The 24,217-nt window shown below is 45.2% G+C and carries 18 protein-coding genes and 1 riboswitch; of the genes, 8 read left to right on the plus strand and 10 right to left on the minus strand.

Annotation, left to right across the window (positions count from 1 at the left end; translation table 11 throughout):
• Nucleotides 1-27: 27 nt before the first annotated feature.
• The 6 genes from LZG72_RS06405 to LZG72_RS06430 all read left to right on the plus strand — a co-directional run bounded on the left by LZG72_RS06405 (nucleotide 28) and on the right by LZG72_RS06430 (nucleotide 7,082).
• Complete coding sequence (locus LZG72_RS06405) at nucleotides 28-1,671, plus strand: fatty acyl-AMP ligase (RefSeq protein WP_233869039.1); 1,644 nt, start codon at nucleotides 28-30, stop codon at nucleotides 1,669-1,671.
• Nucleotides 1,672-1,775: 104 nt separating this feature from the next.
• Nucleotides 1,776-2,024, plus strand: coding sequence for an acyl carrier protein (locus LZG72_RS06410; RefSeq protein WP_233869041.1), 249 nt, complete (start codon nucleotides 1,776-1,778; stop codon nucleotides 2,022-2,024).
• A gap of 25 nt (nucleotides 2,025-2,049) precedes the next feature.
• Complete coding sequence (locus LZG72_RS06415) at nucleotides 2,050-3,267, plus strand: cytochrome P450 (protein ID WP_233869043.1); 1,218 nt, start codon at nucleotides 2,050-2,052, stop codon at nucleotides 3,265-3,267.
• 6 nt (nucleotides 3,268-3,273) lie between these two features.
• Nucleotides 3,274-4,683, plus strand: a complete 1,410-nt coding sequence (locus LZG72_RS06420) for an MBOAT family protein (protein ID WP_233869045.1) — start codon at nucleotides 3,274-3,276, stop codon at nucleotides 4,681-4,683.
• Nucleotides 4,684-4,715: 32 nt separating this feature from the next.
• A complete protein-coding gene (locus LZG72_RS06425; protein ID WP_233869047.1) occupies nucleotides 4,716-5,684 on the plus strand; it encodes a hypothetical protein in 969 nt (322 codons plus the stop codon).
• A 12-nt stretch (nucleotides 5,685-5,696) separates the two neighbouring features.
• On the plus strand, nucleotides 5,697-7,082 hold the full coding sequence (locus LZG72_RS06430) for a sodium:solute symporter family protein (RefSeq protein WP_233869049.1): 1,386 nt from the start codon (nucleotides 5,697-5,699) through the stop codon (nucleotides 7,080-7,082).
• On the opposite strand, the gene LZG72_RS06435 is transcribed toward LZG72_RS06430, so the two are convergent.
• Nucleotides 7,083-7,877, minus strand: coding sequence for an SDR family NAD(P)-dependent oxidoreductase (locus LZG72_RS06435; RefSeq protein WP_233869051.1), 795 nt, complete (start codon nucleotides 7,875-7,877; stop codon nucleotides 7,083-7,085).
• Between the two features lie 117 nt (nucleotides 7,878-7,994).
• On the opposite strand from LZG72_RS06435, the gene LZG72_RS06440 reads away from it, so the two are divergent.
• Nucleotides 7,995-8,876 (plus strand): PIG-L family deacetylase, encoded by an 882-nt coding sequence (locus tag LZG72_RS06440; RefSeq protein ID WP_233869054.1) that lies wholly within the window; start codon nucleotides 7,995-7,997, stop codon nucleotides 8,874-8,876.
• 6 nt (nucleotides 8,877-8,882) lie between these two features.
• Here the strand turns inward: LZG72_RS06440 and LZG72_RS06445 are convergent, their stop codons facing one another.
• The 9 genes from LZG72_RS06445 to rocD form a co-directional block, all read right to left on the minus strand.
• Complete coding sequence (locus tag LZG72_RS06445) at nucleotides 8,883-9,644, minus strand: bifunctional 2-polyprenyl-6-hydroxyphenol methylase/3-demethylubiquinol 3-O-methyltransferase UbiG (protein WP_233869057.1); 762 nt, start codon at nucleotides 9,642-9,644, stop codon at nucleotides 8,883-8,885.
• On the minus strand, nucleotides 9,641-10,561 hold the full coding sequence (locus tag LZG72_RS06450) for a glycosyltransferase family 2 protein (protein WP_233869060.1): 921 nt from the start codon (nucleotides 10,559-10,561) through the stop codon (nucleotides 9,641-9,643). Before LZG72_RS06450 ends, LZG72_RS06445 begins: the two co-directional genes overlap by 4 nt.
• Nucleotides 10,558-11,655: a DegT/DnrJ/EryC1/StrS aminotransferase family protein gene (locus tag LZG72_RS06455; RefSeq protein WP_233869063.1), complete on the minus strand. Its 1,098-nt coding sequence runs from the start codon at nucleotides 11,653-11,655 to the stop codon at nucleotides 10,558-10,560. The genes LZG72_RS06450 and LZG72_RS06455 overlap by 4 nt, the downstream gene beginning before the upstream one ends.
• Nucleotides 11,652-12,038, minus strand: a complete 387-nt coding sequence (locus tag LZG72_RS06460) for an FdtA/QdtA family cupin domain-containing protein (RefSeq protein WP_233869066.1) — start codon at nucleotides 12,036-12,038, stop codon at nucleotides 11,652-11,654. The genes LZG72_RS06455 and LZG72_RS06460 overlap by 4 nt, the downstream gene beginning before the upstream one ends.
• Before the next feature lie 264 nt (nucleotides 12,039-12,302).
• Nucleotides 12,303-13,502 (minus strand): hypothetical protein, encoded by a 1,200-nt coding sequence (locus tag LZG72_RS06465; RefSeq protein WP_233869069.1) that lies wholly within the window; start codon nucleotides 13,500-13,502, stop codon nucleotides 12,303-12,305.
• Between the two features lie 72 nt (nucleotides 13,503-13,574).
• Complete coding sequence (locus LZG72_RS06470) at nucleotides 13,575-16,673, minus strand: AAA family ATPase (RefSeq protein WP_233869072.1); 3,099 nt, start codon at nucleotides 16,671-16,673, stop codon at nucleotides 13,575-13,577.
• 169 nt (nucleotides 16,674-16,842) lie between these two features.
• The gene (locus LZG72_RS06475) at nucleotides 16,843-18,357 is read right to left on the minus strand and encodes a GH3 auxin-responsive promoter family protein (RefSeq protein ID WP_233869075.1); all 1,515 of its coding nucleotides are present in this window, start codon (nucleotides 18,355-18,357) and stop codon (nucleotides 16,843-16,845) included.
• A gap of 117 nt (nucleotides 18,358-18,474) precedes the next feature.
• A complete protein-coding gene (locus LZG72_RS06480; protein ID WP_233869078.1) occupies nucleotides 18,475-19,869 on the minus strand; it encodes a S41 family peptidase in 1,395 nt (464 codons plus the stop codon).
• The gene (gene rocD / locus LZG72_RS06485) at nucleotides 19,866-21,128 is read right to left on the minus strand and encodes an ornithine--oxo-acid transaminase (RefSeq protein ID WP_233869081.1); all 1,263 of its coding nucleotides are present in this window, start codon (nucleotides 21,126-21,128) and stop codon (nucleotides 19,866-19,868) included. Before rocD ends, LZG72_RS06480 begins: the two co-directional genes overlap by 4 nt.
• Before the next feature lie 403 nt (nucleotides 21,129-21,531).
• A riboswitch (TPP riboswitch) is annotated at nucleotides 21,532-21,626 on the plus strand.
• Between the two features lie 79 nt (nucleotides 21,627-21,705).
• On the opposite strand from rocD, the gene LZG72_RS06490 reads away from it, so the two are divergent.
• The gene (locus tag LZG72_RS06490) at nucleotides 21,706-24,171 is read left to right on the plus strand and encodes a TonB-dependent receptor (protein ID WP_233869084.1); all 2,466 of its coding nucleotides are present in this window, start codon (nucleotides 21,706-21,708) and stop codon (nucleotides 24,169-24,171) included.
• Nucleotides 24,172-24,217 lie beyond the last annotated feature (46 nt).

A 24,217-nucleotide genomic window follows, 5' to 3' on the forward strand; every position in this document is an offset into this window, starting at 1 on the left:
GTCACCTTTTCTTTTATTTTGCTTTATATGGATATACTGGATCTACTGGAATCGAATGCGAAATTATATCCGGATAAACCTGCTTACAGGTACCTCGACAAAGAAGGTGAAATCTCAGAGCAACTTACATATCAACAATTAGCACGCGAAGTCTCAGCTGCGTCGGGCCAGTTAAGAGACCGATATCCATCCAATTCAAGAGTGATCGTCCTGCTGCCGGCGGAGGCTTCGTTCATCCGGTTTTTCCTGGCATCACTTCACGCGGGTCTAATTTCAGTACCCTGCCCGATCGGCTATTCCGAGTCCGGTATCCGGCGAATCCTAAACATCATCAGTGATTGCGGGGCGATTGGTATCATTACCAATAAAAAAACGCACAAAATGCTTTTCCAGCGGCAAAACGCAGCTTCTAATGCATTTCGGGATTATGATATCGACTGGTTTTTTACGGACAATTTCTCTGTTGAAACTTCCTCAATCCGGCACGATAGGGAAGAAACAAATGCCGACAAACCGGCTTATTTACAATATACTTCCGGCTCTACGAGCCGTCCAAAAGGCGTAATGATCAGTCATGCCAATCTCGTTGCCAATCTGAGTGCGATCAATCATTGCTTTGGCCGCACTGCCGAAGATACCTCCGTAACCTGGCTGCCTCATTATCATGATATGGGGCTGGTCGACGGACTTTTATCACCACTTTATACGGGAGGAACGGGAATGGTTATTTCGCCGCTTTTATTCATTACCAAACCCTTTTTACTACTTCAGTCGATCAGCCGGTATCAGGCTGGTTTCTGTGGCGGCCCAGGTTTCGGGCTCGATCATTGCGTGACACGTATTGCTCCCGAACTTTTGGAAACGTTGGATCTCAGCACTTTACGCGTTTTGTATGTCGGCGCAGAACCGATCCGGATTTCCAGTCTGGAACGATTTGCAGAAACAATGCGCGCGACCGGTTTCAGAAAAGAAAGTCTGGTTCCGTCTTACGGATTGGCGGAAGCGACGCTGGCTGTAAGTCTGCATTTCAACGGGACATCATTGAGCTACAAAAAAATACCCGGCGCTCACTTGAAAGAGGTCGTTGCCTGCGGTCCGCCGGTGGAAAATACCGAGGTCCAAATTGTTGATCCGGAATTGAAAACCGTTGTCGGCAATGGTGAAATCGGTGAGATTTGGGTCAAAAATGCAGGGGTAGCGTTAGGATATTGGCAGAACGAGGAAGCGACAAATGCGACATTCCGTGCATTCACCAGCTCAGGAAATGACCCATATCTGAGAACGGGTGATTTGGGTTTTATGGATGAAGGAAAGCTTTTCATTACCGGCCGGATCAAAGAGCTCATTATACTTAGGGGCGTAAATTACTATCCTCAGGACATTGAGGAAGTGGTTACTGAATGTCACGAGGCCATTCAGCCCAACGCCACGGCGGCATTTTCGGTGGAAACGGAGACAGGAGAAGCGCTGATGATCGTCAGCGAAGTGAGACGGATTGCTCAGCAGGCTGAACATTTGGATACCATCAAAACAAAGGTTGCTCAAAGTGTCGGGTTGGCTTTCGGGCTTATTGTACATAAAGTGGTGTTGATCCAGCCGGGAAAATTGCCCAAAACTTCGAGTGGTAAAATCCAGAGATTGAAGGCCAGGCAGGAGTTTGCCGAAAACTAGCAGGCAGTTTCGGCAAGTTTCAAAAAAGGACGATTCGCCTTTTTTTGAATAAATAATGATATTACATTCACAAATAAGAAATTCTACGTTCTACTCAACCATTCATGCAGAAGACTTTTACTGAAATTTCCGACTGGATCATTGCACATATCTCCAAATACGCCGAGATCGATCCGTCTGAGATCGCACTCGACGCTGACATTGTAAACTTTCGCCTCGACTCTCTCCTGCTTGTCAACATTACCACCGACCTCGAAGAATGGATCGGAATGGAATTGAGCCCGTCTATTTTCTGGGAAATGGGCACGATCGCAGCTACTACGCAATGGATTGTTGAAAATCAGGAAGTATAAATAACTGTTTCTATACTTGGTTCATGTGAAAAGTCTGCAACCTACCCCTATGTCTGTAACAGCCATTTGGTCTTCTCAAAAAGAGATCAACCAAAACTACTCTGAACTGATCGGTGACGTCCGAAAATCAAATCCGGTCCACTTCAATATGTTCGGCGATTTGGTAGTGATGGATTACGCAAACGTTAAAAAGATTTTTTCCGATTCCGTAAATTTCAAAAATTTCGACTTTACCGAGCGGTTCAAGATCGTATCAGCGATTGCGAATAATGATCCCGGCTTGTTGCGATTCGGTGAAAGCCTCAGCAACTGGCTGTTGTTCATGAATGGTGAAAAGCATGCGGAACACAGACGATTTGTAAACCAAAAATTTTATCAGGCTGATTATGAGAAAATTACTTTCGAAGCAATCAGTGAAATTCTGGATTCACTAAAAGATCAGGAAGAGACGGACCTGGTGGAAATGGCGAGACGGTTCAGCTTTTTGATCATCAGCAAGATCATCAATCTGGAAAGTTCAGACTTTGAGTTTATCCAGAAGTTCTCCTATGTGATTACATTAATTTTCGAGAAGACCCTCGCCATCAAGGATTTACTGGAATGCGCAAACATGTCCACCCGGTTTCACAGCTATCTTTCACAAACACTAAGCCGGCACGAAAATGAACTTACCCATAGCCTTCTGCTGGAAATGAGAGAAGTAATGGGCAGCAAACGCGCGCCAGAGCTAATCGGGACCTGGGAATTCCTGGTAAATGCCGCAACCGAAACGACTACATTATTGCTAACCAGGTGCATTGCGACATTAATTGAAAACCGGGATAAGGAGATCAACTGGAACGCGCACAACGATTGCGCCATAGCTGTCGAGGAACTGATACGCTACGTCAGCCCGGTGAACTGGATCCCACGGCAGATCGAAAACGATATGGAGATTGAGGGATTGAAATTAAAAAAGGGGAAAACGGTACTATTGGGCATTGCCTCGGCCAATCGGGACCCAAGTGTGTTTGAGAATCCCGATGCGTTTATTCCTACCCGTAAACCGAATCCGCATATCGGTTTCGGGTTTGGAATTCACCATTGCCTGGGTGCGCGGCTATCCCGGTTCGAAATGCAAAAATTCCTCCCAAGCTTCATGAATGCGTTTCCTGATATCCGTCTGCATCCGCAGAAACCGGCTGAATGGGATTCCAAAGTCTTTTTCAGAGGCTACAAGAGCTTGCCCGTGCTTTTGAAATAGAGCAGGATGATCAAATTCACTGATTTTTCGTATTTCCTCTTGTTATTCCTGATCGTACCGGTCTATTATAAGGTTCCGGACGGCAAAAAATGGATTTTTCTGCTCATACTCAGTACCCTTTTTAATGCAAGCTGGAGTGGAAAGTATCTGCCGGTTTGGCTCACATTGGTCGGGATTTGTTATGTAGCGGCAAAGTATCTGGGAAATCCGGCGTATTCGAAAAAGCAGCGGAAAGCCTTGCTCGCTATTTCTATCATTATTTGCCTGCTGCCGCTTCTCGGTTTCAAATACCTGGTCCCGATCCATGATTCCATGTCGCCGATTGCGCTTAACTGGCTGGCGCCCATTGGTATTTCTTACTACACATTTCTGATCATCGGATATCTCACCGATGTGCACCGTCGATATATCAAGCCCGAAAATCACCTGGGTTACCTGGCACTTTATCTGGGCTTCTTCCCAACCATGCTTGCGGGGCCCCTCGAACGTGCGCGACAACTTATCCCCCAGCTCCGCAATCCCGTTACGTATCAGGAGGATAATATAAAAGCCGGCATTTACTTCATTGTCTGGGGATTATTCAAAAAAGTAGTACTCGCATCCAGACTTTCCGGCGCAACCAATCCGGTATTTGACGAGCCTGGAAATTATACGGGCATATCGGTAACATTGGCGATCCTGCTGTTTTCCATTCAGCTTTACTGCGATTTTTCGGGTTATACCGATATCGCAACCGGATCAGCGAGATTGTTGGGGATTAAGCTGAGCAAAAACTTTTCAAATCGCTACTATTTTAGTTTGTCACGTACCGAATCGTGGAACTCCTGGAACATCACGGTCACTTCATGGTTCCGCGATTACGTATTCTTCAACATTAGTAAAGGTGTTTCAAACAAAAACCGCCTCGAATTCAACCGTCTTCTGACTTTCATCATTACCGGTCTATGGCATGGGCCAAGCTGGTCATTTGTGATATGGGGTTCGCTGCAATGGGCTTACATTAACTTTGAAATGCGGACAAAGCATGTCTGGCAAAAATTTTATTCCGCATTAGGTTTCCGGATCGGCTCACACATGCACGATGTATGGCGAATCGTGGTAAGACTTCTCACAGGCACATTGATCATGGGCTGGTTTCGTGCGGCGGAAGTGGGCAGCGGCGTGAAGTTGTACAGCAGCATGTTTGGCTTTACGTCCGGAACAGGTTCCATGATTACCCCCGGTTTTTTCCTGACGGTTGCGCTTTTCCTGGTCATGGATTTTTTTAATTATCGAATGGGTGAAAAAGAAGACATTGCCTCCTACCTGCTTAAAAGACCAGCCATTAACCGGGCACTTTCTATGTTACTTTTGGTTCAGCTTGTGCTGATATTCGGGAGGACCAACGTTGCCAATTTTTACTACATCCAGTTCTGACAGCCCACATCCACCATTTACCGAAATAATACATGATTGTAAAAATTGCAAAATGGCTCATCCTTTTCATTGTCATCAAAACGATGGCAGTGCTGCTCATTTCGCCATTTTACATAGATCCAAGGCTGCATATAGAAGCTAGAAAATCGCTTTGCAATGCATTCAAACCGAATGTGGTATTTATCGGGACCAGTCGGACGCTATATGGAATAAACCCTTCATTGTTTGATTCACTAAATAATGGGCAAACACGTAGTTATAATTTCGGCCTGTTTAGTTTATCCCCCGAAATCTCGTTTCAAATCGCAGACGACTTGATCCTGAATGAGCCAGAGGTCAAAAAGATTTACATAGAACTGAGTGCGTTGGATTACAGCACCGTCACTTTAACGCCCGGCACCATTTTCAGCGACGTCGCATTCAGGGCGAATGCCATGGCCGGTTGTTCCGGCCTCGATACTTCGGAAAAATTGAAGAGCTTTTTTCAGGGGCTCAGCACCACGTTATTCCAACTGTTTTCCATCGCACCGCAGATCACACTCGTCCGAAAAATCATGGCTCCCGATAACCATCCCATTGAAGGCAAACCGGAAATGCGACAGAATGGACATCAATCCGTTGCTCTGGCGCTATCTCAAACCAACGACGGCATATTAAGCAATGAGAATGCCTCACAACAAATGTTGGAAAAAGGTAAGCAGTCAGTGCCAAATACTTTTTACATTTCAAGGATCAACCAGTTGATCATGCGGGCCGGGCAGCTTGGGAAAAAGGTCATTTTCTTTTACCCCAATAACTTTACAAAAACCGAATCGATGATCCTTTCCGAAGTAGCGCCCTATTTACCGGAGCAGAATCTCATTCGATTGCCGGAGGATCAGCAATTAACGGAATTATTCAAACCGGAAAATTTATTTGATCCACACCATCTGAATCAAAAAGGAGCAGCCGTGTATACCCGTTTTTTACAGAAAGAATCATTAATTCGACCTAACCTATAAAGCCGACCACGAATGCTTGCCTTCTCTATTCTCGCTTATTTACTGGCCAACCTGGGCATTGGCCTTTGGGCTTCCCGGAGAATAACCACCACGCAGGATTTTGTATTAGCAGGCAGGCGATTACCGCTGGTACTTGCTGCCTCAGCCACATTTGCAACCTGGTTCGGTTCAGAAACAATTTTGGGTGCGCCATCGGAATTTGTGGAACACGGGTTACTGGGCGTCGTTGAAGATCCTTTCGGCGCTGCATTATGCCTGTTGCTGGTCGGGCTCTTTTTTGCGAGGCGATTTTACAAAATGAACATCATCACCTTCTGTGATTTTTTTAAAATCCGGTACGGTCGCTACGCCGAGCTGACTTCCGCCATTCTCATTATCCCCTCCTATTTCAGCTGGATCGCGGCCCAGTTACTCGCAATGGGGATTGTTTTAAATGTAGTGCTGGGCTGGTCGCTGCCGGTTTGTGTCATCGGGAGCTCCGTGATTGTGATCATTTATACCATTTGGGGCGGCATGTGGTCGATTTCCATTACCGACTTTTTACAAACGATCATGATCATCGTGGGATTACTGATCGTCGCTTATGTGTTGTATGAAAAAGTAGGTGGTTTTCAGCCGCTGATCAATGCGGCACCGGAAGGATTCTTTCGGTTTTATCCGGATTTTACATTAAAAGGTTCCCTCGAATATTTCGCAGCCTGGATTACCATTGGACTTGGATCTATTCCTCAACAAGATGTTTTTCAGAGAGTTATGTCCGCAAAATCAGCGGAAGTTTCTGTAAAAGCGACATTACTATCTTCATTTATGTACCTGACCATCGCATTGTTACCGCTTTTCATCGGACTTTGCGGAAATTACCTTTATCCTGGAAATCAGAAAGATGGGCAGCTCATTATCCCGAATATGGTGTTGCAGCATATGAGTTTGCCGTTGCAGATCGTCTTTTTCGGCGCACTCGTTTCAGCGATTTTGAGTACGACCAGCAGCGCGATTATGGCGCCTGCCACGGTATTGGGAGAAAACGTTTTCCGGTTCTTCAATCCGGAATTGACGGATCGCCAACTTCTTAAAATTATCCGCATTGGCATCGTGGTGATCACGGCGGTGTGCATTGGAATGGCTGTTACGCGGGAAAGTATCTTCGAAATGGTAGCCGAATCTTCCGCTTTCAGCTTGGTTTCACTCTTTGTACCGCTGACTGCCGGGGTTTATTGGAAAGCCACAAATCAGCTGGGATGCATTTTGTCTATGTTATTTGGGCTGGTAACCTGGCTTCTATGCGTTTCTATCGGGACCGAATACCCACCCTTGATTTACGGTCTGCTCGCCAGCCTTTTCGGAATGATTTTGGGGATCATTTTTGGAAAAGGATCCCCAAAAGACGCTTTGATCTGATCAGATAATAAACTTGGCAACGCCGCCATCCACTTTCAAAGCGGCTCCATTGGTACCCGCCGAAAGTGGGCTCGAAACGTACGTGACCAGATTGGCGATTTCTTCCACCGACGCAAAACGCTGCAGTAACGAACTCGGTCTTGCCGTTTTGAAAAAATCCTTTTCCGCTTCTTCCGCAGTAATGTTTTTGGAAGCACCCAGTTGTTTCACAAACTCAGCCACTCCTTCCGACTTGGTCGGGCCGGGCATTACCGTATTCACCGTTACATTTGTACCTTTTGTTAATTCCGCCAAGCCTCTGCTCACGGCAAGCTGCGCGGTTTTAGTGGTTCCATAATGGATCATTTCTTCCGGGATATTCACCGCCGATTCACTCGAAATGAAGATAATCCTGCCCCAATCCTTTGCCAGCATCTGAGGAAAGAAATGGCGCGACAGGCGAACGCCGCTCAATACATTTACTTCGAAAAATTTGAGCCACTCCTCATCTGTGATCTCTACAAACGGTTTTGGCTCAAAAATCCCTGCGTTGTTTATTAATATATCAATTTGCGGAAGTTGGGCGAGCAATGCATTCACTTCTTCAACCTTGCCAAAGTCAGCCGCATAGCCGGAAACATTTCCTTCTGGGAAAGCGTCTTTCAAGTTTTGCACAGCTGCATTGACCTTACTTTCAGATCGTCCGTTGATAATTACAGCAGTACCTTCCTTTAATAAACCCGTCGCGATGGCGAACCCGATTCCCTGCGTAGAACCGCTGATGAATGCAGTCTTGCCTGTCAGTTGTAAATCCATAATTTTTTATTGTTATTCAAAGAAAATATGTAGAAAAGGCTGGCAATCAAACCCTTTCATTGCAGCCAGCCCCGCAATGGGTATGTTACTAACACTTCTCCCAAGGAAAATGTCCATATGAAAAACATTTATATTCTCTTCTTTTTGCTGATTTCCACCATTGCTTTTGGGCAAAGTCCACGCATATTGATTGTTACCGCGCATCCCGACGATGAGACAATGTTCCCGGTTACGGTTTTCAAAATCACACATGAATTAAAAGGCTCTGCCGATCTAGCTTTGATCACCGACGGCTCAGGCGGCTATAATGGCGTGGTCGCATCCAGTTATTATGGAATGAATATGACTGATTCGGTCAATGGAAGAAAGCATTTGCCTTTGATCCGAAAAAAGGAAATGATGGCCTCGGGTGAGATCATGGGAATCGGGAATTTCTTTTTCCTCGACCAGCTTGATGATTACTACAACCGGGACGAAAAACCTTATTTGACTGGGAAAAACTGGGATATTGCTTATGTGGAGCGAAAGCTGGACAGGATTTTAAGTAACGGAAATTATGATTTCATTTTCTGCCTCATTCCGAGTGATGGCCAGCATGCACATCATAAAACGGCCTCAATCAGCGCGATACGTGCTGCGCAGCGTTATAAAGGAGCGAAAAAACCTATTGTACTTGGCGGGCAATCGCGAAACAAAGGGGGTGACATAAAGTTTGCAGGACTGGCAGGTTATCCTGAAACCAATGTCAGCAATGCAACTCCGGTTTTCGACTTCGACCGTTCATTTAGTTTTGGCGAGGAAAATAAGCATAGTTACATGATTGTCGCCGATTGGGTAAAAGCGGCGCATAAGTCACAGAGTGGCGATATGAACCAGGCCATGCACCGCGGGGAGCTCGAAACGTTCCTCTACTTCGATGTGAATGGGAATGCGGGTATCGGTAAAACCCAGGAATTGTTTGATAAAATAAACAGCTCGGGCTTTTCGAAAAAGAAGTAAATGCCGTCAGATCGGTTTGATCGTCATAAACAGGGAACTGCCAAACGGCGCACTTGAAAGTACGGCCGACTCGGTTTTTGTAATCGCCTTCAGAATGCTATTAATCGCTTCCCCCGGGAATTTCACGTCTGAATCCACGTGTTCCACGCTCAGGTTACTGTTTCTGATCCTGAATTTCTGCCATTGACGGACCGCCAGGATCGGCAATGAAAGTGCGAAAGGCCAATATGTGCTGTGAGTAATTTTCAAACCGGCTGCGGCGGTATAACCTCCAAAATCGTTCAGTTTGAACCGCCGCTGGCTGCCAACGGCCAGATCATGCGTACCCGAAAATGCCTCAAATGCATGAATGTTGATAATCAGCAGCCCGTTTTCGTTGAGGCGATCTTTGAATGCGCGGAGTGCCTGAACAATTTCGTCATCCGATAAAAAATACAAGGCATCATTGCAGCAGATCACGTCAAAAGTTTTTCCAGGGAGAAAATCCTGCACATTCCGAAGATCCCCAAAACCCACGGAAAGGTCACGCTCGTGGGAAAAATCGATGGCATGTTGCGAGTAATCGAAGCCTGTCAACGAAGTATAGCCGTTGATTTTTAGAAATGACAATAAACCGCCCGTACCACACGCTGCGTCAAGAATACTGACTTTTTTTTCTCCAAAATGCCTTTTAATGCTCGTCAGTACTTTCTCGTGGAGCACCTGATACCACCAAAGCTTTTGCTCCACCTCAAACATTCGCTGGTATTCGAGCCGGTTATCGATCATATCGTCTGCTCACTATTGTATTTGATCACATACTGGGGTTGTCCGCTCTGAGCCATGAAGCTTTTCCCGATATACTCTCCTAAAACGCTTAAAAGAGTGCACTGAATGCCGCCAATAAGAATAAATGTAGCGGTTACCACCTGCCAGCCTTTCGGGTCCGGCCCGATCACCCATTGAATTGTGAGGTAACAGAGCAATAAAAACCCTAACAGGAACATTCCCAGGCCGATCGGCATAAAAACCCGGATCGGAAGGGACGAATAGCAGAACAGAATATTTAAGAAAAGTGAGATCAGTTTTCGCCAGGTATAGTTCGAAATGCCTTCCTCCCGTTTCAAATGCGTAACCTGTACCGTTCCTATGTTTTTGGTAATCCTGAAAACCAGGCCATCGATATATGGATACGGCCCCTGGTATTTGATCACCTCCTGCACCACTTCCTTACGGATCAGCTTAAAGCTCGACAGGTACAGGTCCTTTGGTTTATTGAGAAGGTAGCTGGTGATCCAGTTTACCAGTTTGCTCCCCAGGTTCCGGCTGACGGAATGCTGTTTTTTTGCATAATACGTGTAAACGACGTCATAATCGCCTCGTTCGGCTACTTCGATCAGTTTCAGGATCTCTTCCGGCGGGTTTTGAAAATCATCATCGATCATCACGCAGTAATCGCCATAAGCCCAGTTGAGACCGCACATTACCGCATTGAACTCCCCATAATTTCGGCGGAGAGAAATAAAACGAACGTTCGGATACGCTTCCGCCAGTTGCATGCCCACCCGCTCGGAACCGTCGCGGCTGGCATCATTCACAAGCACAATTTCAAATGTAATTTCCGCCAGCGTGTTTTGTAGTTTTTCAACCAGAAAACCGATCGTTTTTTCACTATTGTAAACCGGAATAATAACCGACAATTTCATGCTTGTGAATCAAATTGATTTACTGTACGGATAATGTACGAAACTTCTTCATCAGTAAGAACCGGATTTAGCGGCAGACTTACCACCTGCTCGTGGATCAGCTCGGTAATCGGTAAGCTTAACGAGTTAAATTCCGCGTAAGCTTTTTGTTTATGAATGGGTTGCGGGTAATGTATATTGGTTTGAATGCCGTTTTTATCCAGATATGCCACAAATTCGGCGCGACGCGGGTGCCTCACTACGAACAAATGCCAGGCATCTTCATCCACACGGTCTGCCGGCGGCAAAATGAGTTCATCAACTTGTAATTCCGCCAGGTAACGTCTGGCCAATGCGCGGCGGCGGTTGTTTTCGGTATCGAGATACGGAAGTTTCACACTCAGGATCGCTGCCTGTATCTCGTCCAGCCTGCTGTTCACTCCCTGATAATCATTTTGGTAACGGATTACCGAGCCGTAATTCCGCAAGTATTTAACCTTTTCGGCCAGCTCGGGATCAGCCGTGGTTACCGCGCCTGCATCGCCAAATGCGCCCAGATTTTTGGTGGGATAAAAACTGAATGCGGTTGCATGAGCAAGACTCCCGGCCTTTTTTCCCTGAAATAATGCCCCATGGGATTGAGCGGCATCTGTGATCACTTTGAGATTGTACCGGTCGGCCAAATTCCTGATCTGGTCCATTTCACAGCTTCTTCCGTAAAGATCGACCGTAATGATCGCTTTGGTATGGCTTGTGATTTTTTCTTCAATGCGGCTGGGATCCAACAACATGGTCCGCGGATCGGGCTCCACGAACACCGGTTTTAAATGCAGGTAACTTACCGGCAGCACGGAGGCAATGTACGTATTGGCAGGTACGATCACCTCGCTGTCCGCAGGAAAATCCATTGCTTTTAAGATCAGCGTAATTGCATCCAGGCCGTTGGCTACTCCCACGCCATGCGCAACGCCGCAATAATCGGCAAATGATCTCTCAAAGGCTTTTAACTCATTCCCAAGAATGTACCACCCAGACCTGACTACACGCAGAGAAGCCTTCTCAATGGCTTCCAGGTAAGGTGCATTGACCTGATTTAAATCCAGGAAAGGGATCATTGGGATAAGATCTGATTCAGCAGATAGGGCTCATCAATGTAGTCAGCCTTGTCATAATATTCATTAGACAAAACGAGCAAAATCGCGTCCTCGGAAAACGCATCCATGATATGCCAGTCTTTGGGTTCCAGGATCAGGCAGGAAGCCGGACTGTCCAGCAAAAAGTATTCTTCTTTGTTTCCATCATTGGAATACACCCGGCAGCTGCCATGTATGCAAATGAGTGCGTTCCAAGACTTATGATGTCTGTGGCCTCCACGTTGCGTTTCGCCGGCCCCATAGATATAAAAAACACGCTTGATTGTTCCCGGAATTATTTTTTCAAACACAGTCAGGTTGCCTGAATCTGTGTTGAAAGTATCTAATTCAATCAACTGAGGCATATAGAAGTTCTTATTTTACGAATATTAATCGTTTACGCGCCGTCTTTTATCTATTTGAATATCAGCAACTCATGACAAGTGTAACCGGAAATTCCTTTCAAAATACAATAATAATAATCACAAAAAAAAGCTGATTATCCTCAGGCAAATACTAATTATTTTATACTCAGGCACTTGTAAGAATAAACTCTGACAAACTTAATATCCATAAAACATTCGGTATTTCTTTTGTTATGAAATACACCGAATTCATCCAATAACGGGCTAGTTGAAAAAATTCCAGTGTAACAATGTATCCATGTACATCAGGACTTTTACGGGAAGAGGTTCAAGCCACAATATTTTATTATACCCCATGTAAAATACTTGTAAATGGCTCACGCAAATAACCGCCATAAAAAAGAAAAGGAGCCGGTTGGCCTGAAAAGAAGTGGTTTTGAGAAGAATGAAAGCAGAAATCAGGATAAATGGAAACCCATATGCGAGTGCCCTGTCGAGGTCGTGCACGTAAATTCCCGTCGCTACAAGAACTGCGAAACCAATAACCAGTGCAACAAGCAGCCAGTAATGTTTTGAAAGCCATAGTACCAGCGCCGCGGCAAAAATGATCAGCCACGTTCCCTCAAATGTGCCCCAGATACTACTGCCCAAACCGTTTCGATGATCATTCGCGAACAATACCGGCGTCCCGATCGTAGAGTAGCTGTGGTTTGGGAAATACGCATCCTGGACATAAAAACGTACACCGAAATAGGCAATCCAGGCAATCCACACGATGAGGCTTTCGCCTGAAAAAACGGATTTGAGAAGAGAAGGAAATGTAAAGTCGTTCTTTTCATATGCTTTGGTAACCATCCACCAAAGCAGCAGATACCCGCCAGCCACCACCGCCCGCTCATCGGTAAAAAATGCAAGCTGCAACGAGGAAAAAATGAGTGCGGGGTTCCGGCTAAGTAATGCCAGCAACAGAAAAAAATATGCATATCCGTCACCATAGCCATGAATATCCGCAAATGTCCAGACGCAGACAAAGGTGTTAGCCAGCGATAAGACAAAAAGTGCAGTGAGTGATCTGTCACCGCAAAGCGAATACAGGTAATCGCCGATTTTTTTTATAAACAAAACCCCTAATGCGGCCTGAATGAGCAAAATCAGGAGCACATTGTGATGGGTGAGAAAAGACAACAAAGGAAGTGTCCACCTGAAAATCATGTTTTCACGCCTCACATCGTAATCCATATCCCTCGGATGGAGCAGGTCCTGAGCCTGATTTTGAATAAAAACCCAGGCATCCAGCTTTACGCCATTTTCCCTGAAATGGTCTATCAGAAGTGTGTATGGCGGGAATGCAAGAAAAAGGGAAAGTGCAATTGAGGTTAATGTGACCTTCCAAAGCCAGTTTTTATCAGATAATCTCGATTCAAGCCAGACAAAAAAAGCCTTGTAGAAGTTTTCTAATAGCATAAATAGGCGGAAAGCATTTCTCTGTTCAAATATACAGCTTAATGTAGTACTCCATATAGGCGCGCAAGTCCATTACTTCCAACTGGCTTGAATACGGCTGCCTTCTTCACTTTCCGTAATCCGGAGATAGCTCTGGATTTCCTGCTGCAATTCGTCGACGTGGCTGATAATTCCAACGATGCGATTCTCTTTTCGCAACGATTTCAGCGTTTCGAAAACGGTCTGCAGTGCATTTTTATCAAGCGATCCGAAACCTTCGTCGAGAAAAAAGAAATTATGTTTCGATTCGTTTCGAATGTGAATGTGATCGGCCAATGCGAGCGCAAGGGATAATGCTGCCTGAAATTTTTGCCCGCCGGAAAGTGTTTTCAGCAAACGCATATGACCTCCATTAAGTAAGTCCCTCACCCAAAAGCTGTTACCTTCACCCAATTCCAGGTGAAGCTGCTGGTGTGTCATTTGATGGAAGCGGTGATTGGCCGCCTGGATCAGGTTTTGCAGGTAAATACTTGACGCATAATCCACAAATCCGCTCGAACGGAACAGTTTGGCAAGATCATCCAAATGCTCTTTTCTCAATTGCAAACGTGCTTTTTCAGTCAGTAGCAATGCTTTTTTTGAAAGATCTTCCGCCAGCTTTCTCAGCGATCTTTCCAATCCTCCTTCTTCCTTTTGTTTGGTCTGCAGTTTTTCCGTTAAGGCGACTTTTGCCTGGATAACCACCTGGTGTTTTTCGGCATCGTAATGCTGGTCCGGATTTTCTGTTAACAAATTTTGCAGATCCCTGACCGTCGTTTCCAATGCAAACTTAAACTGGTCGATTTCCTTTCGCTCACGATCTATCTGGATCGGCTTTTGAAGAACCTCAGTCACCTGGCTTTCGGACTCAAATTCAAAAGCTTTCAATTGAGTATCCATCGTTGCCTGCAACACAGTCAGTTCCTTTCTACTGACTTCGAGCGCCGATTGTACCGTCTGCTGACTCCCCGAAAGCACGTTTATTTCTTTTTCCAGTAAATCGGTTTGCTTGTCCGTTTCTTCAAAAAGACCGGTGATTTTTTTATAATTCGTCCTCAACGATGTGATTTGCTCTGAGATATACGATTTCTCGCGGCCTTCGAAATCGGTATATTTTACTCTTTGTAATTGAGTTGTAAGTGTAGAAACTGTGTTTTCAAGCCGCAGGATCTCGTCTTTCAATGCTTGTAAAGGCTTTTCAAACTTCTCCGTTTTTTCGAGGATGCCGGCCTCAATCTGTGCGGACAATTCCTTTAAAAAAACCTCATTACGTTTAATTTCTTCCTGAACTTTGTTGATTTCGGTGAAGTGCTTTTCAAATCCTTCACGATCGTTTTTGCTGAATTTTTCCCAAACAAAGGCGGTCTCATGCTGGTCCAGCTTTGACTTCGCATCTGCATATCGTTGCTTAATGGAGGTTTTTTGCTTCTCAAGATTTTCAATTTGTGTAAAAATCCGTTCAATGGGAGTTTGCAAACGCCGGAGCAGTTTTTCCTGCTGGTCCAGTTTGGCCAGCTTCTTTTCAGCACCGGAAAGATCATCGGCAATGGAACCATCGGCATGGAGCGCCGCGGGATGATGCTCCGCGCCGCAAAGCGGACAAGGTACGCCGTCTTCCAGCTCGCCCGCATATTGGTAAAGTGCGAGCCGGGTATTGAGTTGCAAAAGCTGTTTGTTGGCCAATTTTTGCAGCTCCTCATTTGTCCGCAAATATTCCTGAACGGTACTTTGAAAGATGTCCGCAGTAATGGTTTCCGGCAATGCAAGTGAGAATTCCAGTTTGATGCCGTCTGTTTTCTGCCTCAGATCTGTTTGAAGCCTTACTATTTCAGCTTGCAAAGTTTCGGCTTCGGTTTTCACAATTTGTCTGGATTCCGTCAAACTATCCAGCGTTGTAAACCAGGATTTAACAAGGCTTAACTGCTGAATATCAGACAATTTATTTTTCAACAAATCCGTTTGCGACTCCTTTTCCAGCTTATTTTTTTTAAGTAAATCAATAGACTTTTCCTTTTCGAAAAGCAATTGTTCACCACGCACCAGCCTTTCTTTGGTTCTTGAAACCGACGAAATGCTTTCGAGGATAAGAATTACCTTTTCCAGTTCCTCGGCAGTGTCCAGCAATTCTTCTCTTTTGTCGTGCTGGGGTTTTAATTGAAGCAGCGTTTCCTTTTGTTTTTCCAGATTACCTGCTAATTCCGTAAGTCGCGCTGCATTCGACTGGACCGTAAGTTCGTCACGCGAAATGGACGTTGCTATATTTTTCTTTTGATCTAATATGGATTTAAAATGCAGTGAGCATATTTCGAAAACTTTCAGCGTTTCTTCTCGGAGAGCCATTACCGCACGCTTTTCTTCCAGTGCAGTTAATTGATTTTGAAGCCCCAGGATTTTATCGGCAGTCTCTTTTAGTTTTTGGAATTGATTTTCCTGTGTAGTGTAAATGAGTAATTCTTCATTCAACTTCTTGATTTCCAGCCTCACTTCCTCCCGCTTTTTTTCCTCCGCCTCCATCATATCGGCAGTCACTTCACCAAGGCTCAGCAATTGCCCCTCGACATTTGATGCGGCAATGTCATTTTGCTTACTCAATGAACCCACATTCCTGCTCAGATCGTACTTTTCGAGTTGGAAAAGCTCTTTCATCATGCGGGTGCGCTCGGCATCGCGGAGTTCGATAAATTCCTGAAAACGACCTTGTGGAATGATGATCGTACGCCGGAAATTATCGTAGCTCAGTCCGATGATACTTTCTGCAGTGACATTTTCCGAAAGCGGCACCCAGGCGTTTTCTTCCCAGATGTAGGTCCGTCTTTCAAAGGTTTTGACATCTTTGAAATTTTTGCTATTCCTTTTCCCCCGGACCGTGAAGCGGTAACGATCGCCATTTTTTCCTGCGATGCATTCAAAATCAATCAGCAACTCGTCCGACCGGAGATTCATCATATTATAAGTGCGGTCATCGCCCGACTTATTCAGACGTTCCGTATCGCCGTATAGTGCAAAAGTGATCGCTTCAAGAATAGAAGATTTCCCACTCCCCACCGCCCCGAAAATCCCAAACAACGAAGCGCCAGTCAGCGGATCAAAATCAATTTCCTGCTCGGTTTGATAAGAATATAAGCCTTTTATTTTGAGGGATTTAGGGATCATGGGGAGCTGTTAGCTATTAGCGGTTAGCCTTTAGCTTTTTTATTTCTGTTAATAAAGTTTAATATAGATGAAAGCCCACGCCTGACCATTTAAAGCTAAAGGCTAATAGCTAATGGCTAATAGCTATTAGCTATTAGCTAATGGCTAATAGCTAACAGCTAAAAGCTATTCACAAACTCCCCAGCAAATCATCCAGATATTCCCGGTTGTTGCTTAGTCTTGGGACTTTATTCTGGCCTCCCAGTTTATGAAGTTTTCCCATCCAGGCGTAGAATGTTCCCGCAGGGACGAAATGGATGATCGGATCAAGAAGCGCCATATCCTTGTACCGTTTTGCATCATAGTCGGAATTCACTTCGCGTAATGCATGATCGAGGGCAATTTTAAATTCATCTCTGTCATCCGGCTCTTTAGTAAATTCGATGATCCATTCATGCCGGCCGCGCGATCCGTCGCCCATATAAACCGGCCCAGCGGTATAATTGGCTACCAGTGAATCCGTCTTTTGCGCAGCTACTTTAATCGCATAATCGGCATTCTCAACAATTACTTCTTCTCCAAATGCATTTATAAAATGCTTGGTACGTCCGCTGACTTTTACTCTGAACGGATATAATGAAGTGAATTTCACCGTGTCGCCAATCAGGTAGCGCCATAAACCCGCATTGGTCGAAATCACCATCGCATAGTTTTTCCCGATTTCCACTTCGTCCAGCAACAATGCTTTCGGATGTTTCTTACCTACTTCTTCGACCGGTATGAATTCATAAAAAATGCCGTAATCGAGCATTAAAAGCATTTCACCTACCCGGGTAACATCGTCCTGGATCGCGAAAAAGCCTTCGGAAGCACTGTATGTTTCGAGATACAACACCTGATCCGACGGGAAGTATTTAGTCATAAACAAATCCCGGTATGGCTCAAATGACACGGCTCCATGCACAAAAACTTCAAAATCAGGCCAGACTTCCAGCATATTTTTCTTGCCGGTCATTTCAAGGATCTGGTCGAGAAGAACGATAGTCCAGGTAGGCACGCCGAGAATGCTCGTCACATTTTCCTGCGAACAAATGGAAGCCATTTTATCGAGCTTGCTTTCCCAATGGTCCATTAATGCTACCTCTAATGGCGGGGTACGCATGAACTCTGCCCAGGAAGGCAGGTTTTGCATGATCACCGCCGATACGTCACCGATTTGAGTATAATCATCAAATGGGTTGGCATGTAAAGTTCCGCCGATCGACAAGCCTTTTCCATCAAAAACACGGGTATCCGGACGATTATTGATGAGCAGCGTCATCATATCCTTTCCACCTTCATAATGACATTCTTCCAATGCTTCCGGCGAAACCGGCAGAAACTTACTTCTTGCATTGGTGGTACCCGACGATTTGGAAAACCACTCGATCTGGGAAGGCCACATCACATTCGGCTCACCTCTGAGGATTTTTTCAATATATGGATAAAGCTCCTCGTAAGTTGAAACGGGTACCTGATCCTGATATTCCTTAATGGTTTTAATCTGTCCGTAATTGTACCGGCTCCCCCATTCGGTATAACGCGCAGTATCGATTAGTTCTGAAAACATACGTTGCTGCGCCTCGATCGGGTATTTCATAAACTGCTCGATCCGTTCGAAGCGTCGCTTCAAAAACCAGACAGTCATATCATTAACCAGCTTCATAAGCAATCAATTAGTTAGGATCTTGTCGATGCATGCTTGTAAAAATAGCAATAAAAAATGGTGACAGAACAGTTTTGAAGCTGTTTACGATCACCATCAAATGATTTTCCGCGACGTTTATTGCTTAAAAAACATGTTGCTGCCGCCGGCCTTTTTGGTAATGGAAGAATTAATTACCTGACTCTCTTCCTCCTGCAGAATTCGGGCGTCTTTTGCCTGCCTCACTACATGCGTCCCGGTGATCCGGAACAATGCCTCCCCGAGCAGCGGATCTTTTGGGTTACCATATGGGAAGAGAAAAATCCCCTCGCTCACCGGATAATCCGGAACAAAACCGGTATTGTAATCCGACTTTTTGTCTTTATTCAACGATTTGGAAACGATGGGCTGCAATCCCCATTTAATACCCTTATCCTTGCCGGTCAGCGTTACCGATCCTACATTTTTCCCCACTGTTTTACCACCTATCAGGGTTACATTCATATACGGTTTCAAACCATTGATAACCAGCTCGCTTGCAGATGCAGAATTTGAGGAAACGAGGATGTATACATGATTGAGGCTGGAACCAATGTTCTGGGCCTTTGCCGCGAATTTGTCATAAAAGTAACTGTCCCCGAATTTCTTGCGGCTGGTTTCCGTCACCTCGTCGTTGTATTCTTTATAATAAAAAATGTCATTTGAGGTCGCTCTCACAATCAGGCTCGCCAGATTCGTGGCAGAACTCACGTAGCCGCCCGGATTATATCTCAGATCCAAAATCAATGCATTGACATTGCCGGCTTTGAACTTCGCGAAAATGTTGTCCAGTTTTTTGTCATACAAACCATTATTTGCCTGGTAAGGCTCGGGGACAAACTGATGGTAAACCACGTAGCCTATTTTGTTTGCACCGTATGTGTAAGTTGTATCAAAAAACACCGGATCTTCCTGCAAAACAACCGGGGTAACTTCTTTCACAATCGTTCCTTCTTCCAGCACGCCGTCTTTGTCGGGCTTGGAAAGTGTGAAGGTTTTTTTATCCTGATTATTCAAAAGACCGCTATAATTCGTACCACTCAGTTTCTGGCCATTCACACTGCTGAAAATGTCACCTCTGGCGAACCCTGCCTTCGAAGCCGGGGAATCCGGCGCCACATATAAAACAACACCGATCACATTCGTACTCCCGCTCGGATAATAGACCAGCTTGTACTCCATTCCGGTGGTTTTGGATTCACCCCCGAGCGAAGCCTGCAACTCGTCCGCGCTTTCCTGTATCCACGAAAACCGGTCGCCATCAGGCCTCGAAGTCGCATTATACTTGTATAAGAGTGACTCAAAAAAAGCTTTCGGATCTTTTGAATAATCGGGGGACGCCGTAATGTAATCGTTCCAATAGTACCAATACTTCATATTGGCATAAATCCATTCATTTGTTTCCGTCTCAGAAGCCGGATCGACGTTCCTCTCTTTACAGGAAAAGAACATCGTGGCCAGGAATAGAATGGGCAGGAAAATTTTCAATTTCATAAGTTGCCGGTCATTTCTAAAAATACTTCTTGAATGATATCACAGGCTTTGTTCATTTGTTCCTCATTGATCACTAATGGCGGCGCGAAGCGGATTTTGTTACCATGTGTCGGCTTACATAGCAAACCTTTTTCCATCATTTTATAACAAAGATCCCTTGCTGTGCTGCTTTCTTCACTGTCGTTGATCACAATTGCATTCAGCAAACCCTTACCTCTAACGATTTGGATCAGAGAACATTGTTGTTGTAATCCTAGCATTCTATTCCTGAAAAGCTGGCCCATATTTTCTGCATGATCGGCAAGATTCTCGTTTTCGACGACTTCGAGCGCAGCGATAGTGACGGCACAAGCAAGCGGATTTCCGCCATACGTGGAACCGTGCTCGCCCGGGGCGATGGTCAGCATAATTTCATCATTTGCCAAAGCTGCGGAAACCGGCATGGTACCTCCGGATAAAGCTTTGCCCAAAACCAGAATGTCGGGCTTTACACCTTCCCAGTCGCAGGCAAGGCGTTTTCCCGTTCGTCCGATGCCCGTTTGAACTTCGTCGGCGATAAAAAGTACATTGTATTTGGTACATAAATCCCTCACTCCTCTCAAATACCCATCCGCCGGAACCACAACCCCGGCCTCCCCCTGAATGGGCTCCACCATAAAGCCGGCAACATTCGGATCGGATCGGAAAATCGCTTCAAGCGCATTCAGATCGTCATAAGGAATGATCTCATACCCAGGCAAAAAAGGCCCATAATCGGAAGTGCTTGATGGGTCCGTCGACGCGGAAATGGCGGCTAACGTCCTGCCCCAGAAGTTACCTGATGCGTAAACGGTTTTTGCTTTATCCGGCTCGATGCCTTTTACTTTATAAGCCCATTTCCGGGTTAGTTTCAATGCAGTTTCCCCGGCTTCCACACCGGAATTCATCATTAAAACTTTATCGTAACCGAAATACTCGCAAATGTATTTTTCACATTCTCCGAGACGGTCATTGTAAAATGCGCGCGAAGTCAGCGTTAGTTTCTGTGCCTGTTCCATCATCGCATTGATAATATGCGGATGACAATGTCCCTGACTTACAGCACTATATGCCGATAAAAAGTCAAAATATTGTTTCCCCTCCACATCCCAGAGATACACTCCCAACCCGCGCTCCAGCACAACCGGCATAGGTTTATAATTATGTGCCCCAAACCGGTATTCCAGATCCATCGCATGTTCAGATGCATTCAAAGTGATGGTGTCGGTATAGTCAGGCATTTTGAGTTTCGTTTTTGGAGAAAGTAAAGTTTGTAAAAATAGCGAAAAGCAATGACGGAATTGGTGGTTTTGCATTTAGCTTCATAATCTTATATTTGCAAAAGACCAAAGAACAAAACTCATAAAACCGCACTATATTTCAGACAATCAGAACATTACCACCCGCATCTTTATTCCGGTTCAGGAGTGGAACTCTCTAAAATCCGAGCCCTCGGATAGCCAGGCAGGATATCAGGAGTCTGCCCGTCTTTCCATGTGCCATTCACTTTAAAATTTACAGCGCGACGAAAACGGTGGTCGTTTTTGCTGTTTTTCATACAAGCCTTAATCCCGCAAAGTGGCAATTACGAAAAGAATAGCGAAACATTCTTGAAACATCGACTCTTCGCCTTACTTTTGTAGCATAATCTCAAAGGGGTGCCCTACCTGACGGGCTGAGATCATACCCATAAACCTGATCCGGGTAATGCCGGCGTAGGAAGAGAAAGCCAGCTGAAAGTCTGGTCGTTTCTGATTTTTTATTTTTTTTCAAACCGAAGATAGGTGGCCCCTGCCTGTTGTAACAACTTATCTCGCAATGCGAAACGTTACTACCTATCTGTATGCGCTGCTTTTTAGCGTCTGCTTCATTTCCCAATCACATGCCGGGCAACGCTTTGCCCAACAAACCATTTCGGGCAAAATCACAGATTCCGAAGATGGAAAACCATTACCCGGCGCGACCGTCAAAGCCGGTGAAATCCGCGGTACAAATTCCGGCAAAGACGGAAACTTCTCATTGAAAAACATTCCTGCGACGGTTACCGCACTTGAAATTTCCTACATCGGTTATCAATCCACGGTCATAGCGATTCCAACTGACGGCCAGGTGGATGTGAAACTCACAAAAAGCACCTATCAGGCTGATGAAGTGGTTATTAATGCAACCCGCGTGACTGAAAAAAGCGCAATGGCATTTACAAATGTGAATGCAGCTGCCATTGATAAACAAAACTTCGGGCAAGATCTTCCGGTGTTGCTCAACTTCACGCCATCGCTCGTCAGCACAAGTGACGCGGGCGCGGGCGTCGGTTACACAGGCATTCGCATTCGCGGTTCGGATGCCACGCGCATTAATGTGACGCTAAATGGAATCCCCTATAATGATGCAGAAAGCCAGGGTGTGTTTTGGGTAAATATGCCGGATTTCGCTTCGTCTGTAAGCAGTATCCAGATACAGCGAGGCGTCGGGACATCCACAAACGGATCCGGATCATTTGGAGCAACCGTCAATATCAACACCAACGCATTACACAAAGAAGCTTATGCCGAGCTGAACAATTCGTATGGTTCATTTAATACATTTAAAAACACCCTGAAAGTCGGATCGGGACTCATTAAAGACAAGTTTACTTTCGACGCCAGGTTATCGCGCGTTTCTTCCGACGGATTTGTGGATCGCGCGTCTTCTGAGCTGCATTCGTACTATTTATCGGGAGGTTATTTTGGTAAAAAAAGCTTTGTCCGGGTCAATGTATTTTCGGGTAATGAACGTACGTACCAATCCTGGAATGGCGTGCCGGAAGCCAAGCTGCGCGGAGATCGTGAAGGTGTTCTGAGTTATATCAATCGGAATGGCCTGGATGAAGCGGATGCACAAAATCTATTGAATTCCGGCAACCGGACTTATAATTCCTATACCTATAAAAACGAAGTCGACAATTACCGTCAGGATCATTACCAGATCGTTTCCTCGCACGCATTGAGCGATAACTGGAACTTCAACCTGAATGCATTCCTCGTTCGCGGGCTGGGTTATTATGAGCAATACCGTAAATCAGACGATTACAGCAATTACAACCTTCCGAATGTCATTATCGGAAACGATACACTCAGTGGCACAGATCTGGTCCGTCGGCGCTGGCTGGATAATTACTTTTACGGGACCACTTTTTCGCTCGATTACAACAGTTTCAAAAAGCTGACTGCGAGTATCGGCGGCGGGTGGAACAAGTATGAGGGAGAACATTATGGCCAGATTATCTGGGCCAGAAATGCCGGAAATATTGAAAACGAGCATCGGTATTATTACAGCAATGGCATTAAAAAGGATTTCAACATTTACGGAAAGCTGTATTATCAGTTCACGGATAAACTGAATGCATTTGCCGATCTGCAATTCCGGACGGTCAGCCACGACATTCATGGAACAGATAATGATCAGGTGCAACTGGCTGTGGACGAATCGTATTCATTTTTCAATCCAAAAGCCGGGCTAACCTATCAGCTGGCGGATCAAAGTTCAGTTTATGCATCTTACAGCATCGGAAACCGCGAACCGAACCGGGATGATCTGACTGCGTCTACTGCCATTCTTTTCCCAAAAAGTGAGCATATGCAGAATGTCGAAGCTGGCTTTCGGACGCAGCGAGGCAAATGGGCGTTTTCTGCCAACTATTATTTGATGCATTATAAAAACCAGCTGGTACTCACGGGACAAATTAATGACGTCGGTAATTCAATCCGGGTGAATGTTCCTAAAAGTTACCGGACCGGGATTGAACTGGAAGGTGCGGTCGCATTCAACAAGTTTTTAAAATGGAATTTGAATGCGACTTTCAGCCAGAATAAGATCAACAATTTCACAGAGTACATCGTGAATTACGATGATGGTGGTTACAATACGATCGATCACGGCAAGTCCGACATTTCATTTTCACCCAATGTGATCGCGGGAAGCCAGTTTACATATTCATTGGTCAAAAATGTAGAGCTGGCATTACTGACTAAATATGTGGGCAAACAGTATCTCGATAACACCTCCAATGAAACCCGGAAACTGGACGCCTACTTCACCAATGATATCCGGCTTTCCTGGACGATCAAACCAGCCTGGGCACGTGAAATTTCGCTCAATTTGTTGGTCAATAACATCTTAAATGAACGTTATGAATCCAATGGATACACCTACGGATATTTCGCCGGCGGCGCCGTAACGCAGGAAAATTTCTACTTCCCACAAGCCGGGACAAACTTTTTGGTCGGGCTTAATTTTAGGTTTTGAAGTTGAAGCAGAAATAATAAGTCTAAAAAGAAATTTCTTACCTTGT

This window comes from Dyadobacter sp. CY323 (assembly GCF_021390245.1).
In the GTDB taxonomy this organism is placed as follows: Bacteria; Bacteroidota; Bacteroidia; order Cytophagales; family Spirosomataceae; genus Dyadobacter.